Origin of the sequence: Bosea sp. BIWAKO-01 (genome assembly GCF_001748145.1) — a bacterium.
Lineage (GTDB): Bacteria > Pseudomonadota > Alphaproteobacteria > Rhizobiales > Beijerinckiaceae > Allobosea.
Window position 1 is genome coordinate 5,942,808 of record NZ_BCQA01000001.1, and the last position, 14,904, is coordinate 5,957,711.

Here is a 14,904-nt window from a genome sequence, read left to right on the forward strand (position 1 = left end):
TTTCACCGCGAGCGAGGGTCGAAGGCGCGGCGGACGGCTTCGCCGAGCATGACCAGGGCCAGGACGGTCACGGTCAGCACCAGGCTCGGGAACATCAGCATATGCGGCGCGCTGGCGAGATAGGGCTGGGCATCGCTGATCGCGGTGCCCCAGGAGATGGTCGGCGGCTGCAGGCCGAGCCCGAGATAGGAGAGCGTCGCTTCGGTCCCGACATAGCTGCCGAGCGAGAGCGTCGCGAGGACGAGCAGCGGGGCGACCGCGTTCGGCAGCACATGGCGCAGCGCGATCCAGGTGCTGCTCGCCCCGGCAACGCGCGCGGCGCGGACATATTCGGCGTTCCGGATCTGCAGCACGCTGGCGCGCATCAGCCGCGCCTCGGTGGCCCAGCCCAGCAGCGAGAGCACCAGCGCCAGGCGCAGCACACCGCCACCCGTATTGCCCAGCGTGGCGAGGATGACGATCGCCCCGAGCAGCGTGGGCAGGCCGAGCACGACATCGGTGACGCGCGAGATCACCGCATCGATCACGCCGCCGTTGAAGCCGGCCACGAGCCCCAGGGCTCCGCCGATCAGGGTGCTCCCGAGCGTCGCGAGGAGCGCCACCGACAACGAGGCGCGGGCGCCATAGACCGTCCGGGCGAAGACGTCGCAGCCCTGGATGTCGAACCCGAACCAGCTGCCATAGGCCGGCGGCTTGCGCGAATTCAGCAGGATGCAGCGCTGCGGATCGACATTGGTGAAGAGGCCGGGCGCGAGCGCCATCACGGCGAGGATCGCGAGCACCACGAGCGCGACCCAGACGAGCGGCGACTTGCCGAGGAGAGCCAGCGCCTCGCCGGTGAGCGAGCGGTTGCGCCGACGCGGCTCCACGCCGTCTTTGCCAGCGAGCGGCGTGGCCTGAAGCAGATCAGTCATAATGGATCCGTGGGTCCAGGAGCGCGTAGGAGAGGTCGACGAGGAGATTGATGACGAGATAGGCGACCACGATCACGGTGACGGCGCCGACGATGGTGATGCCGTCATGGCTGCGGATCGACTGGACGATCAATCCGCCGACGCCGCTGATGTTGAACACCCCCTCGACGACGACGGCCCCGGCCATCAGGCCGCCAATGTCCTTGCCGACATAGGTCACGGCCGGGATCAGGCTGTTGCGCAGGGCGTGCACGCCGACGACACGCGCTTCGCTGAGGCCCTTGGTGCGGGCAGTGCGCACATAGTCGCTTTGCATGCTCTCGATCACCGCCGACCGCGTCAGCCGCGACAGCGTGACCTGATGCGCCAGCGCCAGGACGATCGCCGGCAGCAACAGCTCGTACAGGCTGGTGGGATCGCTCACCGTCACCGGGAACCAGCCGAGCCGCACGCCGAAGACGAGCTGCGCCAGGTTGGCGACGACGAAGCCCGGGAAGGCGATGATGACCAGCCCGATCAGCGTGGTCGTGGTGTCGAAGGTCCTGCCTGGCCGCAGCGCCGCGAAGACGCCGATCGTCACCCCGAGCAGCACCTCGATCAGCACGGCCAGCAGTGCCAGGCGGATCGTGGCGGGAAAGGCCGCGAGCAGTTGCTCCGACACGTCCCGCCCCGTGAAGGAGTGCCCGAGATAGCCGCGTCCGAGATCGGCGAGATAATAGCCGTAGCGGACGATCAGGGGCTGATCGAGCTTGAACTCCTCGGTTGCGGCCACGACGAAGGCCTCGGGGCACTCGCGATCGCCGCATTTGCCCGCCAGCGGATCCCGGCATGCCCCAGGCCAGGAAGAACACGATGAAGGTCGTGCCCAGGAACACCGGAATGAACTGCAGGAGCCGGCGCAGGATATAGCCTGTCATGACGTTGCTCGCGTTTCCCAGCCGTGACGGGTGCCCCGCATCATTCCTTCAGCGCCAGCGCGGAGTAGTCGATGCGGCCGTTCGTATAGAGCGTGACCTGGCGCACCTTCGGGGAATGCCCGACGGTCATGGCGGGGTTCCACAGCGGCACGCGCGGCATGTCGGCCGTCAGCAGCCGCTCGGCCTCCTGATAGGTCTTGATCGCGGTGGCTGAATCTTCCTTCGCAGCCTTGTCCAGCAGGGCGTCGAAGGCCGCGCTCTCATAGGCGCCGCGGTTGGAGGTGCCCTCCTTGGAGTAGAGCGGCACGAGTGCATTATCGATCGACGGGTAGTCCATGGTCCAGTTCGATGGGAACGGGCCGTCGACCTTGCCGGAGCGGGTATAGGAGCGGAACGTGGCGTTGTCTGACAAGGCCGAGGTGACGCAGGTGAGGCCAAGCACGTTCTGGATGCTGTTGCAGACCGCATCCATTGCGGATTTCACCTCGCTGTCGCCGGCGTAATAGAGCTTGATATCGCCCTTGTAGCCGCCCGCCTTGGCCAGCAGGTCCTTGGCCTTTTCGGGGTTGAAGCTGCAATACTCGCCGCAGGCGCCAGCCTGGTAGCCCTCGACGCCGGGCGGCACCCAGCCGGTCGCGGGCTGACCGATGCCGTTGAAGAGAATATCGACGATCGACTTGCGGTCGATCGCCATCGACAGCGCCTGCCGGATCGCCGGCTTCAGCATTTGCTGGTTGGCATCGGTATAGGGCATGCCGAGCGCCTGGATGTTGGCGCGGGGCTGGATCACGGCGCGGCCGCGCAGATCGCGCTTCCAGAGATCGGCGACGAGTTTTGAGGCCGGAATGTCGCGCAACAGGTCGAGATTGCCGGCGACGAGATCGTTATAGGCCGCCTCCCGGCTCGTATAGATCCTGAGATCGACGCCCTTGATCGACGGCTTGGCCGGCCCGCCATAGCCGGGGAAGGCCGCGAGCTTGTAGCCGGTATCGGGCGTGCCGGAGACGAGCTGGAACGGCCCGGCACCGATCGGTTTCCTGCCGAACGCCGCAGGATCGGCGAAGAAGCTGTCCGGCATTGGGTAGAAGGCCTTGTAGCTCAGCTGAGACTTGAAGACCGGCACGGGAAGCTTCAGCTCGACCTGGAATTCATGGTCGTTGATGACCTTGAGCCCGCTCATCGCCTTGGTCGCGGGAACCGGGGGCTTCTCACCCTTGGCCGCCTTCGGATTGAGATCGCCATAGCCTGTGATGATCGAGAACCAGTCGTTGTTCGACTGACCGTTCGGCCCGTAGGCAGCCCAGTTCCAGGCATCGACGAAGTTCCTGGCCAGAACCTCGGTGCCATCATGGAACTTGCGCCCGGGCCGGAGCTTGATCGTCCAGGTCGTGTTGTCGGTGGTCGTGATCGACAGGGCGATATCGTCGATGATCGCACCGGTCTTGGCGTCGTTCGCCACCAGCCCGGCGAGGATCGGCTGCAGGATATCGGAGCCGCAGGTCTCGTTCGTGTTGGTCGGAATCAGCGGGCCTGCCGGCGTGCAGGCCGAAACCGAGACCCAACCCGGCTGCGACGTCTGGGCCTGACCGGCGGTCGTACCCGCTGCAAGGGCACCCACCATCGCAGCAGCCTGCAACGCAGCGCCAACCAAAAACCTGCTCTGTTTCATGTTCCACTCCCAGAATCGGCAACGCTCCGCTGGAACGCCGCGCCGTCGTCGCAAAGGTACCTAGCCGCCAGCCTCAGGTGCTGGCCCTGGCTCTTCTGATCTTGGAGCGGAGCGCCGCCCGGAGCCGTCCAGGACCGGGGCCGCAGGACGGAGAAGCCAGAGGATAGAACCGCGAGGAAATACGGAAAAATTCTTTTACGGAACATCTCTATGCGGAAATGATATACATCTGGCAGCCGCACATCCCGGGCCGAGCGGGCCGGGAGCGCGGGCTGGCGGCCACTTGTGCTAGGATCGGTGTCGCCGGGAGCCATGGCTCCCCGAGGCGATACCGACGAGCACGAGGGCCATCATGTCCGGGCTTGATCCGTCGCATATCATGCAGGTCGGGATGGGGTTCTTTGCCTCGAAGACGCTGCTTTCGGCCGTCGAGCTGGGGCTTTTCACGACGCTCGCCAGGCTGCCGATGACGGCTGAGGAGATCGCTGCGGCCTTGCAGCTCAGTCCGCGCGCCATCCCGGATTTTCCCGATGCGCTGGTCGCGCTCCGATTTCTCGACCGCGACGGTGACGGCCCCGGGGCGCGCTATGCGAATACCCCCGACAGCGCCTTCTTCCTGGACCGGAACAGCCCCGCCTATATCGGCGGCATCCTGGAAATGGCGAATGCGCGCCTCTACCGCTTCTGGGGGGACCTCACCGAGGCCCTGAAAACCGGCAAGCCGCAGAACGAGACCAGGCATTCCGGAGAATCGGTCTTCGCCACGCTCTATGCCGACCCGGCGCGGCTCGAGCAGTTCATGAATGCGATGTCGGGCATCTCGGCCGGCAATTTCAAACTGTTTGCGGAAGCTTTCGATTTCTCAAGATTCAGCAGCCTCTGCGATGTCGGCGGCGCGACCGGGCAGCTCTCCTGCATGGTCGCCGCCGCGCATCCGCATATGCGCTGCACCAGCTTCGATCTGCCAAAGGTCGTGCCGATCGCCCTGCGCCGGATCGAGCAGGCGGGCCTGAGCGACTGGGTCGCGGCGGTCGGCGGCGACTTCTTCGCGGATCCACTGCCCAGGGCGGATGTCATCACCATGGGGATGATCCTGCATGACTGGAACCTGGAGAAGAAGAAGGCGCTGATCCGCAAAGCCTATGACGCCCTGCCGCCGGGCGGCGCCTTCGTGGTGATCGAGTCGCTCATCGACAATGCCAGGCGCGAGAATGCCTTCGGCCTGATGATGTCCCTCAACATGCTGATCGAGTTCGGCGATGCCTTCGATTATTCCGCTGCAGACTTCGAGGGTTGGTGCCGCGAGGTCGGCTTCCGGAGGTTCGAGACCATGGCGCTGGCCGGCCCGTCGAGCGCCGCGATCGCTTATAAATAGCTGCCCCGGAGGACAGGTCGCGTTCGCCAGACGAAGAACCCCGCCGCATCCCATGGAAACGGCGGGGCCAGGAGCGGCGGGGCGACTGGCACAGCCCCTCGGAGCAAAAGGCTGCGCAGGGCGCGGGGCGGCGGCTTAGGCCGCCTTCCGGTTGATCCCGGATTCGGCGAGTTTGGTCAGCTTCTTGTCGGCCGCGAATTCCTCGTCGAGATTCTGCTGCAGCAGGGTGGCGCAATCGTTCCGGCCAAGCTGCTTCGCCCAGGCCGTCAATGTGCCGTAGCGCGTGATCTCGTAATGCTCCACCGCCTGGGCGCAGGCGATGATCGCGGCATCGACCACCTGCTTGTCGGCGACCTCGCCCATGACCTCGTCGGCTTCTTCAAGGATGCCGTCGATCGCCGGACAATCCACCCCCTTGGCCTCCGCGCCATGTTGCTTGAAGACCTGTTCGAGCCGCTTGATATGCCCTTCGGTTTCGCCGCGATGGGCGGTGAGCCCCTGTTTAAGCTGGGTGTCCGTGGCCTTCTCGATCATCTTCGGCAGCGACTTGTGGATCTGCTTTTCCGCGTAATAGATATCCTGAAGCGTGTGGACAAAGAGATCATCCATCGTCTTGATGTCCTTGGAAAAAAGTCCCATTCCATCCTCCTGGATACCCCCGCCGACGCCGATCGGCTCTGGCGCGCTTTCTTCCGCACCAACGTATCGCTCCCCAGCCTGTTCCACGGCATGGCGGACTTCGGCGGGACGAGGCCAATGGGCTGAATTGACAGATGATGCCGCCAGCGGCAGCTTTGGCCCATGACCGGCTCGATCCTGACGCTCCGCGCACGACGTCGACGCGCTGCCCTGGCGCGGCGTAGCGCGGCTGTCCGGCGACGACGATTGTGACCAATCCCCCGTCAGTCTCGAACGACCCGTGACCTGCCAGCACTCGCCCGGCAGGTTTTTTATTGCCCTGGAGATGAACGATGACAGCAATTTCGCTGAAGGAACTCGGCGGCAGCTACGCGATTGCGCGCCTGCACCACGCAAGCGCGTTTCCCGCCTGGGCAGACGGCTTGGGTTTCGTGAGCATCAGCCGGACAGATGACGAACTGTCGATCGTCTGCTTGCGCGAGCGCATTCCGGATGGGGTGCAGACCGACGAAGACTGGATCGCGTTCAAATTCATCGGACCGTTCGCATTCGGCCAGACCGGCATCGTCCTGTCGGTCATAGAGCCGCTCTCGGCCAATGGCGTCGGCATCTTTGTCGTCTCGACATTCGACGGCGATCATCTGATGGTGAAACAGGCCGACAGGGACAGGGCGCGCGCGCTTCTGGGAGGTGCCGGCCATTCGCTCATCTGAATGATGACCGGACCGCCATTGTCGTGGAACCTCGCTCAGGGCCCGGCGTTTCCTGCGGGAGCCGGGCCTGACAACACGGAGGCCACCATGCGAGACGGTTACGGACGGAAGATCCCCACGACGGATGCCGCCCCCATCCTCCCCCACGGACAGGGCGGGCAGGGCAAGAGCCAGGACGCTCGCGGCGAGCGGATGCGCGATCGCGCCCCCACGGGGCAGAGCCCCGAGAAGGCAGCCGAGCGCCCTCCTCCCGGCATCTGCGAAACCTGAGGTGATGACGATGACAGCCGTGAAGCACACCGACGCGCCGGTGCCTTATCGGACGGCGCAGCGACCAGGACAATCGGGCGCGCCGGAACAGCGACGGCCGGGCCCGAGCCCCTTGTCACAGCATCAGACCGGGCCGCATGCTCCGTTCGAGGCCGATGAGCATGACAGCGCCGCCACGATCAGACATGGGGGCACGATCAGTCATGGGGGCCAGCCTGATCCGAAGAAGCCGGGCTGAGAGCCTGGCCTGCCCTCGGCCATGGCGGGGCTGGGCAGGGCTCAGTTCCGATAGATGCGTGGCGCGTCCTGGACGCTGGGCACGCTTCGCAACATCCTGACCCCGAAGCCGGCCACAAGCGCCAGTACGCTGAGCCAGATCAGGATGTCGAGAAAGCGCGAGCGCATGACAGGTTTCGCCCGACATCGATGAGGAGTGCAACTTTTGTACTAACCTCGAACGGTACGCTCGGGTTCCGTGTTGCTTCCCGATAATAGCGCCGAGCGGCATCGTGCTCTCTCGGCAAGCGCTATCGAGGTGGCTTCCCAGGATTCCGGCCGATGCTTGAAGTCGGCATCAATGGGCCTTCACCGGCGGCCGCGCTACCGGGCCAGGCCATGCCAGCGAAGGCGCATTCGTCAAGTGCTGAGTGGCTGTCCGCGAAACGGAATCCCCGAAAGCCGATAGGCGAGTGTCGCGCCCATGCCGGGCTTCCAGCGGCACGGGTGCAGCAACGCGCGGCCGCGCGGACAGCGTTCCCTGCCGGTTCTCACCCTGACGTAACGGCGCGCTTGCCGGCTTCCATGAAGCTGTTAGCATCGGCGCAAGCTTATCCCCCGCCTGCCTTTCCCTGACATTCCAGCGAATTCGACGTTTCTGCGTTCACTGAGCGAGATGCGGCCCCATGGACAAGAAGCTTACGCCACCCTCACTCAAGGAGATCGTATCGCAATTGCGATATGACTGGTTCGGCAAGGATGTGCAGCAGACTCCGACCGTCAGCTATGTTTGGACCGCCGATCAGTTCGGGCATTTCGGCCTCGGCTTCCAAATCACCTTCCTGTTCAGCTGGATACTCGCCGCCCTCTTCACCGATCTCCCGGCCTGGAAGACTGCGATCATCGCGGCCCTGCTCAATATGCTGCTCTGGATCGTCAAGGAGGTGCTCGACATCGTCCGCGAGAAGGGGCGCCAGGGCCCGCTCTTCCCCTTCAATCGGACGGAGCTCTGGTGGAATGTCGCGACCGCGCTGTTCTTCATCGGCGCGGGGGCGGCGGTCGCCGGCGCTTCGGGGCTCGGCGGTGTCCAGGCCATCGTGGCGCTCTTGGTCATGCTCGTCCCGGCCACGCTGCTGGTGCTCTGGTGGGTGAGGCGCAAGATGACCTTCCAGCAGGTCGGCCTGCCCTTCCTGTTCCGCCTGACCAATCTCTGCTCGACCATCGAAAAGCCCGATCCCGGCTACCGCGACGCGCTGATCGCCCTCTCGGAGCCGCCGAGGAAGGGCGCAAATGCGCCGCGTTTTCCGCATGTGCTGCTCACCGGCACGGTCGGCTCGGGCAAGACCTGCCTCGCCTGCGGCATCGGCACCGAATACGCCTTCCGGCTCGGAATCGCACGCTACACCACCCTGGTGAAGCTGTTCGAAGCCGCGATGGAGCGCAAAGAGGATGCCGACACGCACCACCCTCCGCTCGAGGAACAGGATGGCCGCATTCTCTGGCCCTGGCGCAATGTCGACCTTCTCATCGTCGATGATGTCGATGCGCTCTTGGTCGAGCCGCCTCTGCCAGAGCCGAAGACCGAGACCGCAGCCGAGGCCACCATCAAGCGTCCTGCCGACCAGCGCGCGTTGCGCAAAATCGTCTTCAACCAGCTCGCGATCGTCGGCATCGAGCGCTTCAGGACGCGCCGCACGGTCTGGGTCGTCAGCGACCCGAGCGAGGCAGAGGAGTGGCGCGACACCATCGCCGAGGCGCTCGGCCTGCCGACACGGGACGACACCGCCCTCCCCGTCATCCGCCTGCTCAGGGACGCAAAGGCGCTCGCCGCGATGGCCAAGACGCGGGCGTGAGGCAAGACACGGGCTTAGGGAAGACGCGGACTTGAGGAGCCCGCATCTCCTCCGGCCCCAACCGGAACCCGGGCCCAGACGCGGTGAGCTGCGGCTTGGGTGCGGCAGGCTCGCGCGGTTCAGGCCTCCCGGACCAGCAGCACATCCGCATCGACGCCCCGGAGCACGCCTTCGGCATGGCTGCCGATCGCATCCTGCACCAGCCCCCGGCTGCGATGCGCGCCGACGACGACGAGACTGACGCCGGTCTCCTGCACCTGCCGCTTGATCACGTTGACCACGGCCCCATCGTCCAGGACAGGCTCGATGCGCTCCCGCACGGCCTGCGGAAGCTCTGCCGCCGCGAGGAACTCCGTCATGCCCTCGGCGGCCTCGGCGTGCAGATGGTCCGCCGCGCCCTCGACCTTGTAGCGGCCGGCCGCCGCCTGCGGGCTGACGTGCAGCAGCAGGAGGCGCGCCTCCGGAAAGAGCGCGGCGGCGGTCAGCAAGGCCGCGCGCGAGGATTCGGAGAAATCCGTGGCGACGAGGATGCGGTCATAGGGGCGTTCCGCCCGCTTGCGGACGACCAGCACCGGCACGGTGGCATGGCGCACGATATGGTCGACCGCCGTCCCGGTGACATAGTCGCCGAGGCTGTTGAAGCGCGCGACGCCAGTGATGATGACGCCGCTGCGGCGCTCCACCGCCAGATCCGCCAGCACGCTCGGAGCCGAGCCCACCCGGACGACCAACTCTGCCTGCGCCGCCGCCGGCGGCAGCTCGGCGCGCAGCCGGGCGGTCGTTTCCGCCAGGTTCGGAACCGCGTCCTCAAGGACATGGGCGATGGCGAGCCTCGCCCGCCATGCCTCCGCAAGGCGCAGGGCGCGTTCGAGCGGGCGATCGGCCCTGGCCGAGAAATCACTGGCGATCAGGACTTCAACGGGAGGCGCCTTGCTCGTCTCGGCCATGTGAACAACTCCCGGAATCGCGATGATCTCTTCGGCGCCTTGGATAGCATGGCGGCCTGCCGCGATCATCCGGTGGCCCCAGCCGGCGCAGGTTTGTCGCCTTCGACGCGCCGGGTGGCGTGACAGCCGCAAGGGACTACCAGGCGTCGGACCGGGGCCCGCGATCCCCTTCGCCGCGGCCGTTCAGTTGGCCCAGTCGACAACAGTGAGATCAAGCGGCAGCGCCAGCTTGATCGCCAGAGGCGGCACGAGCGGCGTCAGGCTGACGGGCGAGCCGGTTTCCGCCGCCCGGTCGAAATCGGCTGTGCCCGCCAGATCGACCGCCTTCACCGTGGCGGCCTCGAAGACATAGGGCAGGCCATTGGCGAGAAGTGGCGAGGGCCCGTCCATGACGTGCAGATGCAGATGCGGCTCCGAACTGTTGCCGGTATTGCCGACCGCGCCGATGACATCGCCGCGGCGCACCCTGTCGCCGGTCCTGACGCGGACGCTGCCGGGCTGCATATGGGCGTAGAGCACGAAGGCGCCACCGCCGATATCCAGCACCGCGAAATTGCCGTCAGCCTCGCCGATCGGCAGCCCGTCAGGAAGCGCTCCGGGGACCTGATCGGCAAGATCGGCGCGCATGTCGACGATGGTGCCGTCGCTCACCGCCAGGATGGGCTGGCCATAGATGTGATAGCTCGCGACCTGTTTGCGATCGCCCGCGAACAATCGGCCATCCCCGCCAAGCTTCTCCCAATCGATGGCGAAGCGCTGGGCAAGACGAAAGGCGCCGTTCAGCGGCAAAAGGGCCCGGACATGCCGGGTGGAATCGCAGCAGCCGTCGCCCGCGATATAGTTTTCGCCCCGAAGCGGCGGGCCTAGAACCGGGGGCGCCGCTGTCGTGACTGCGGTCGGGCCCAGCTGGATCGCGGCATCCGCCTTGAACTGATCGAACCAGACATCGACCTTATGCGTCAGCCGTTGCGGCGCCGCACGTCCTTGCGGCAGCGCGATGTGGAGAAACGCGACCCCGTATTGATAGCCGCCCAGCTCCGCCGACTCATTGCCGCGCCGCCCGGCGGGGGAGAAACGCCGCGCGATCTCGGCCTCGTCGAGCGTCGCCAGCGGCTCCTTGTCGTCGTCGCCATAGAGCGTGAACCGCTTCATCACGACGCGCTCGCCTGTCACATTCGAGAGCTGCAGCTCATAGACGATATGCTGGCGACCATCGGAGCCGAGCACGGGCTGCGGCGTGAACAGGACCTTGCCGATGAGCCCCGTCAACGTCACGCCCTGGTGCGGGGTGGCCGAGGATTGCGCGAAGGCCGCGGCGGGCAAGAACAGCGGGACGGCAGCAATCGCCGCAAGACGCATCATTCTGGTCAATGGGTCCATCGCAGCGTCCTGTTGCGGATATCGAGGGCTCAGGCGGGCGCCAACCGATCGAGTGTCAGCTCGATATCGGTGAAATCCCTGGGGGCGGCTTCGCAAAGCGCGGAGGTCGAATGCATGCCGAGCGAGGCGACGATACTTGCCGCGAGGCCCCGCCTGGCGGCATCGGCGCGGTAGCCCAGGCCGGCCAGCTCGTGCTCGATTCCGTCCGCGTCCGCATCGAGATAGCCCATGCGCGCGGCCAGATCCTCGATGCTGCGGCCATGCGCCCGCAGGAACAGGATGCGGCAGGCGACGGCGCGGGCATTGGGATCATGGACTGCCGCGCCGCTGAGAATGCCGCCGATCAGATTGGCGGGCGGAGTGGCCACGTTCAGCGCGAGGAAGAACAGGCGGTGCGTATAGGAACATGTCAGGGCGCTCTGCGCCGTGCGTCCGTCGCTGAGCAGCTGTCCCTCCATCGCGACCGGGCGGTTGAACAGGTTTTCGCTGTAGCTGATCTGCAATTGCTGCACCGGATCGGCGTAGATCCGCATCGCGCCGATAATCAGCCGGCCCGCCTCGACGCGCGACCAGGCCGGCGAAATCGCGAGATAGGTTCCGGCCAGCCAATGTTCGCCGGGCTGTCGCGCTCCCGCCCGGGCTGGGGATGGGGAGACCGGGCCCGCCGCAGGCAGCGGCGGCAGACCGGCCTCGCTCCTGAGCGTCGCGAGCACGGTTTCCGGCACGCTGAAGCGGGCGCAGATCGCCTGCTGGAACTCCTCGAACGAGGACGAGGCCAGGAAGGGCGCCGTCAGCGAACCGCCGAGCACGCTTGCCCAATCCTCATAGACGCTGGAGGTGCGCGGCATCGCCTTGCCCGAGAGCCATTTGTAGGCGTTCTGGGTGACGAACAAGGTGGCCGGATTGACCGCCGCAAAGCGCGCGCAGAGTTCCTTGTTGGTCGGGCAGCCCAGGGCGAGCGCGGTGAGTTTCAGCTTCAACGCAAGGTTGAACCAGGATCGTTCGAGGGGCTGCTGGCCGATCTCCACGCCAAAATGGTTCACGGCCGCCCCCAGGGATTGCCCCGCCCTCGCGGAGTGATCCCGGCGGATGCTAGTGGACCGCCGGGCGCGACACCAGCGTGGCAGGCGGTGTTGGTTTAAATTGCGCTGCGAGCGGCACGATCATCCGCGAGGTGACTGATCTGCCTTGGGTTTCCCGGATCGTGGCCGCCCCGGTTTTCAAGAGGCGGCTCTCTGCCGTGCAGATGCGTTCCGTCCGGCTTCCTGAGAAGCCGGACGGAACGCCTGAGGCTGCTTACTCCGCGTAGGATTGCGTCGCCCAGGCGGCCTTGAGCTTCGGTGAGACCTGGGCGCCGAAGGGGCCGAACCACTTGTTGAACAGGGTTTCGGCCTCGCCTGATTTGAACATCTTCGCCATGGCGTGATTGACGATCCAGAGAATCGTCGGGTTGAGCTTGGGCACCATGAAGCCCTGCGGCGCATAACCGTATTCGGTGCCGACGATGGTCAGGGCGTCAGGGTTCTTCGACTGCCGGATCAGGCTGTAGAAGGCGCCGTTATCGCTGAAATAGGCGTCGGCACGCCGTGTCTCGACGGAGATCAACGCCGCGGCGTGGTCGTCGACATTCTGGATGCGGATGTTCAGGCCCTTTTCGGCGATGAGCTTCTTCAGGTCAGGCTCGCTGCTGCCGCCGGTGGCGACTGCGACGATCTTGCCGTTCAGGTCCTCGTATTTGGTGATGCCGGAATTCTTCAGGACGAGCAGCTGGCTCGACGAGACATAGGAGACCGAGGAGAAATCGACCTGCTTGTTGCGGCCGAAGGTGTTGACAGTGCCGCCGCATTCGAGATCGACCGTGCCATTGGCGACCAGCGCCTGGCGGTTCTGGATGCTGACCGGCACATATTTGACCTTGAGGTCGGGCAGCTTCAGCTCCGCCTTGATGTCCTCGATGATGCGCTGGCAGAACTCGACGGAGTAGCCGGACGGCTTCTTGTCATTGTCGAGGAAGCCATAGGGATAGAGCGTTTCGCGAATCCCCATGGTGATGGTGTTGGTGTCGCGCAATTTCTTGACGATCGCGTCGACCTCCTGGGCCTGGGCCGTGGCAGCCAGGCCGAAGGCAAAGAGCCCGCCCAGCGCGGCAACAAGGTTCCGTTTCATGTTCTTCTCCCCTTTGTAGCGATTGCCCGCGCACCGGCCGGTGCGCGGGAGTTCTAGAAACCAGTGCGGGCCCGCTCCCGCAGCTGCTCGCGGCTCATCTGCTCGAAGCCGAGCGCGGGCAGCAGGTCGTTATCCCCGACGAAATCCCGGCCATAGGCGGCAGACAGCATGGTCAGGCCAGCCTCGTGCAGCGTCGCCGGCCGCCCGGCGAGCCGCCCGAGCAGGACCGTCGGCAGCAGCCCGAAAGGCGCATCCTCGAGCACATAGCGACTGGTCAAGGTCGCCGGGCCGAAGCCGCCATTGCCGCGCTGATGCAGCTCCGCATTCATCTCGGCGATGCTTGCGACCGGCAGCTGGTAGGAAAAGGCGTAGTGCTCCTTGATCGTCCGCACCGACACCTCGAAAGCCTCGGCGATCGCCAGGCGCTCCGCGTCGAGCAGTTCCATGACGCGCCCGACCGCCGGCGTGACGTTCTCGGCCTGGCCCCAGCGCTCGCCGCGCTCCATCCGGGTGAGATTGAACAGGGCGATCGCGAGATGGTTCTGCGGGTTGAGATTGCTGAGCGCGATAGCCAGCAGCCCGTCGCGCTTGACGAAACGATCGCCGAACAGGGCGGTGCAGAGCGCGTGGCCCTCGTCGAGCCCGGATTCGGGCACGGTGGCGATGTCGATCTTCGAGCGCAGCGAATTGACGGCGGCCTCGGTCGGCGAGGCCTTGCGCCCCGTCGTCAGCGTCGTGCCCCAGGCGATGATCGGCGCGCGGATGCCGCGCGCGGCCAGGAGACGCGAGAGATAAAGCGCCCCGAAGGAGGCGTGCGAGCTGATGATGACCGGTTGCCCCTCCCGCAGATGTTCGGCGGTCGCCTCCAGCGCCATCTTGTGAGCATTGCCCGGCATGGCCAGCATCACCACGTCGGACTCGGTGACGGCCTCCTTCGCGCTCTGGGCGATGCGGGGGTGGATGCTCGTCTCGATCGCGCCGCGGGCCCGCAAGGGCGCCCCCGCCGCCAGCTCGACCGTGCCCCGGCCGGAGGGCGACCAGAGCATGGGATCATGCCCGTTGATCGAAAGCTGGGCAGCCGCGCCATAGGCGGCGGCGCCTGCACCAAGGATACTCACGCGCATGGGATCTGGGCCTTTGGATCGGGGGACGATAAGGGGCGGCGGCAAGCCGGCGCGAAAGCCGGCGCCTGCCAAAATGCAGGCCTTACGGCGGCCCGGTTGAATCCACTATAACGGAACACGCTCAAGTAGAACCTCGCTCCTGCCGGACCTTCTGGTAGAGCAGAACCATCAGGCCGCGGGCCGGCTGATCGAGCTCGTTGCAGATCGAGTGGGGCACATCCACGGGATAGCGCGCCGTCTCGCCGGCCTTGACCGGATAGCGTGAGGCCCCGCTCGCGATGACGAACTGGCCCGACAGGACCGTGAAATGCTCGACCGCGCCGGGCGCATGCGCGGCGCTGTCGAGCCGGCCATGGCCGGCGATCTCGACATCATACCATTCGACCGTGCCAGCCAGGCTCGGCGGGCTGAGGATGCGCAGCTGGCAGGAGCCGTCGGCACTGCGGATCTCCGGCGTATGCTCCGGCGGAACGATCTCGATCGCGCTGCCGCCTGGAGAGGATTCGCTGCCTTGCAGGAGCGCGGAAATCTCGATCTGCAGCCCGCGCGTCAGGCTCCAGAGCACCGCGAAGGTCGGATTGGCCTCGCCCCGCTCGATCTGCGACAGCATCGATTTCGAGACGCCGGACACGGCTGCGAGCTGCTGCAGCGTCAACCCCCGCGCCTTGCGCTGGCGCTGGAGGATCGGTCCGATCTGGGGGGCGCTCAGCTCTGTCATGAA

General features: G+C 65.9%; 15 protein-coding genes. 4 read left to right on the forward strand and 11 right to left on the reverse strand.

Features of this window, described 5'->3' with window-relative positions; all coding sequences use genetic code 11:
- Positions 1–2: 2 nt before the first annotated feature.
- The 3 genes from BIWAKO_RS27685 to BIWAKO_RS27695 all read right to left on the reverse strand — a co-directional run bounded on the left by BIWAKO_RS27685 (position 3) and on the right by BIWAKO_RS27695 (position 3,500).
- Positions 3–914: an ABC transporter permease gene (locus tag BIWAKO_RS27685; protein WP_069881384.1), complete on the reverse strand. Its 912-nt coding sequence runs from the start codon at positions 912–914 to the stop codon at positions 3–5.
- On the reverse strand, positions 907–1,686 hold the full coding sequence (locus BIWAKO_RS27690; protein WP_201788658.1) for an ABC transporter permease: 780 nt from the start codon (positions 1,684–1,686) through the stop codon (positions 907–909). The genes BIWAKO_RS27685 and BIWAKO_RS27690 overlap by 8 nt, the downstream gene beginning before the upstream one ends.
- Before the next feature lie 185 nt (positions 1,687–1,871).
- On the reverse strand, positions 1,872–3,500 hold the full coding sequence (locus BIWAKO_RS27695; RefSeq protein WP_069881385.1) for a peptide ABC transporter substrate-binding protein: 1,629 nt from the start codon (positions 3,498–3,500) through the stop codon (positions 1,872–1,874).
- 352 nt (positions 3,501–3,852) lie between these two features.
- On the opposite strand from BIWAKO_RS27695, the gene BIWAKO_RS27705 reads away from it, so the two are divergent.
- Positions 3,853–4,875: a methyltransferase gene (locus BIWAKO_RS27705; RefSeq protein WP_069881387.1), complete on the forward strand. Its 1,023-nt coding sequence runs from the start codon at positions 3,853–3,855 to the stop codon at positions 4,873–4,875.
- A gap of 135 nt (positions 4,876–5,010) precedes the next feature.
- Here the strand turns inward: BIWAKO_RS27705 and BIWAKO_RS27710 are convergent, their stop codons facing one another.
- Positions 5,011–5,514, reverse strand: coding sequence for a YciE/YciF ferroxidase family protein (locus BIWAKO_RS27710; RefSeq protein WP_069881388.1), 504 nt, complete (start codon positions 5,512–5,514; stop codon positions 5,011–5,013).
- Positions 5,515–5,846: 332 nt separating this feature from the next.
- On the opposite strand from BIWAKO_RS27710, the gene BIWAKO_RS27715 reads away from it, so the two are divergent.
- Positions 5,847–6,227: an ACT domain-containing protein gene (locus BIWAKO_RS27715; RefSeq protein WP_069881389.1), complete on the forward strand. Its 381-nt coding sequence runs from the start codon at positions 5,847–5,849 to the stop codon at positions 6,225–6,227.
- 87 nt (positions 6,228–6,314) lie between these two features.
- Complete coding sequence (locus BIWAKO_RS27720; RefSeq protein ID WP_141740259.1) at positions 6,315–6,497, forward strand: hypothetical protein; 183 nt, start codon at positions 6,315–6,317, stop codon at positions 6,495–6,497.
- Positions 6,498–6,776: 279 nt separating this feature from the next.
- Here the strand turns inward: BIWAKO_RS27720 and BIWAKO_RS37175 are convergent, their stop codons facing one another.
- On the reverse strand, positions 6,777–6,902 hold the full coding sequence (locus BIWAKO_RS37175; RefSeq protein WP_274533596.1) for a hypothetical protein: 126 nt from the start codon (positions 6,900–6,902) through the stop codon (positions 6,777–6,779).
- Positions 6,903–7,399: 497 nt separating this feature from the next.
- Between BIWAKO_RS37175 and BIWAKO_RS27725 the strand changes: the two genes are divergently transcribed.
- Positions 7,400–8,566 carry an ATP-binding protein gene (locus tag BIWAKO_RS27725; protein WP_069881391.1) on the forward strand — a complete coding sequence of 389 codons (1,167 nt, stop codon included), beginning with the start codon at positions 7,400–7,402 and terminating at the stop codon, positions 8,564–8,566.
- A 119-nt stretch (positions 8,567–8,685) separates the two neighbouring features.
- Here BIWAKO_RS27725 and BIWAKO_RS27730 read toward each other — a convergent pair whose 3' ends face one another.
- The 6 genes from BIWAKO_RS27730 to BIWAKO_RS27755 form a co-directional block, all read right to left on the reverse strand.
- A complete protein-coding gene (locus BIWAKO_RS27730; RefSeq protein WP_069882859.1) occupies positions 8,686–9,513 on the reverse strand; it encodes a universal stress protein in 828 nt (275 codons plus the stop codon).
- A 183-nt stretch (positions 9,514–9,696) separates the two neighbouring features.
- Positions 9,697–10,893: a M23 family metallopeptidase gene (locus BIWAKO_RS27735; protein WP_069881392.1), complete on the reverse strand. Its 1,197-nt coding sequence runs from the start codon at positions 10,891–10,893 to the stop codon at positions 9,697–9,699.
- A 29-nt stretch (positions 10,894–10,922) separates the two neighbouring features.
- Positions 10,923–11,936, reverse strand: a complete 1,014-nt coding sequence (locus BIWAKO_RS27740) for a hypothetical protein (protein ID WP_069881393.1) — start codon at positions 11,934–11,936, stop codon at positions 10,923–10,925.
- Between the two features lie 253 nt (positions 11,937–12,189).
- The gene (locus tag BIWAKO_RS27745; RefSeq protein WP_069881394.1) at positions 12,190–13,059 is read right to left on the reverse strand and encodes an amino acid ABC transporter substrate-binding protein; all 870 of its coding nucleotides are present in this window, start codon (positions 13,057–13,059) and stop codon (positions 12,190–12,192) included.
- A gap of 53 nt (positions 13,060–13,112) precedes the next feature.
- The gene (locus BIWAKO_RS27750; protein WP_069881395.1) at positions 13,113–14,183 is read right to left on the reverse strand and encodes an NAD/NADP octopine/nopaline dehydrogenase family protein; all 1,071 of its coding nucleotides are present in this window, start codon (positions 14,181–14,183) and stop codon (positions 13,113–13,115) included.
- Positions 14,184–14,304: 121 nt separating this feature from the next.
- The gene (locus BIWAKO_RS27755) at positions 14,305–14,901 is read right to left on the reverse strand and encodes a helix-turn-helix domain-containing protein (RefSeq protein ID WP_069881396.1); all 597 of its coding nucleotides are present in this window, start codon (positions 14,899–14,901) and stop codon (positions 14,305–14,307) included.
- Between the last annotated feature and the right edge of the window lie 3 nt (positions 14,902–14,904).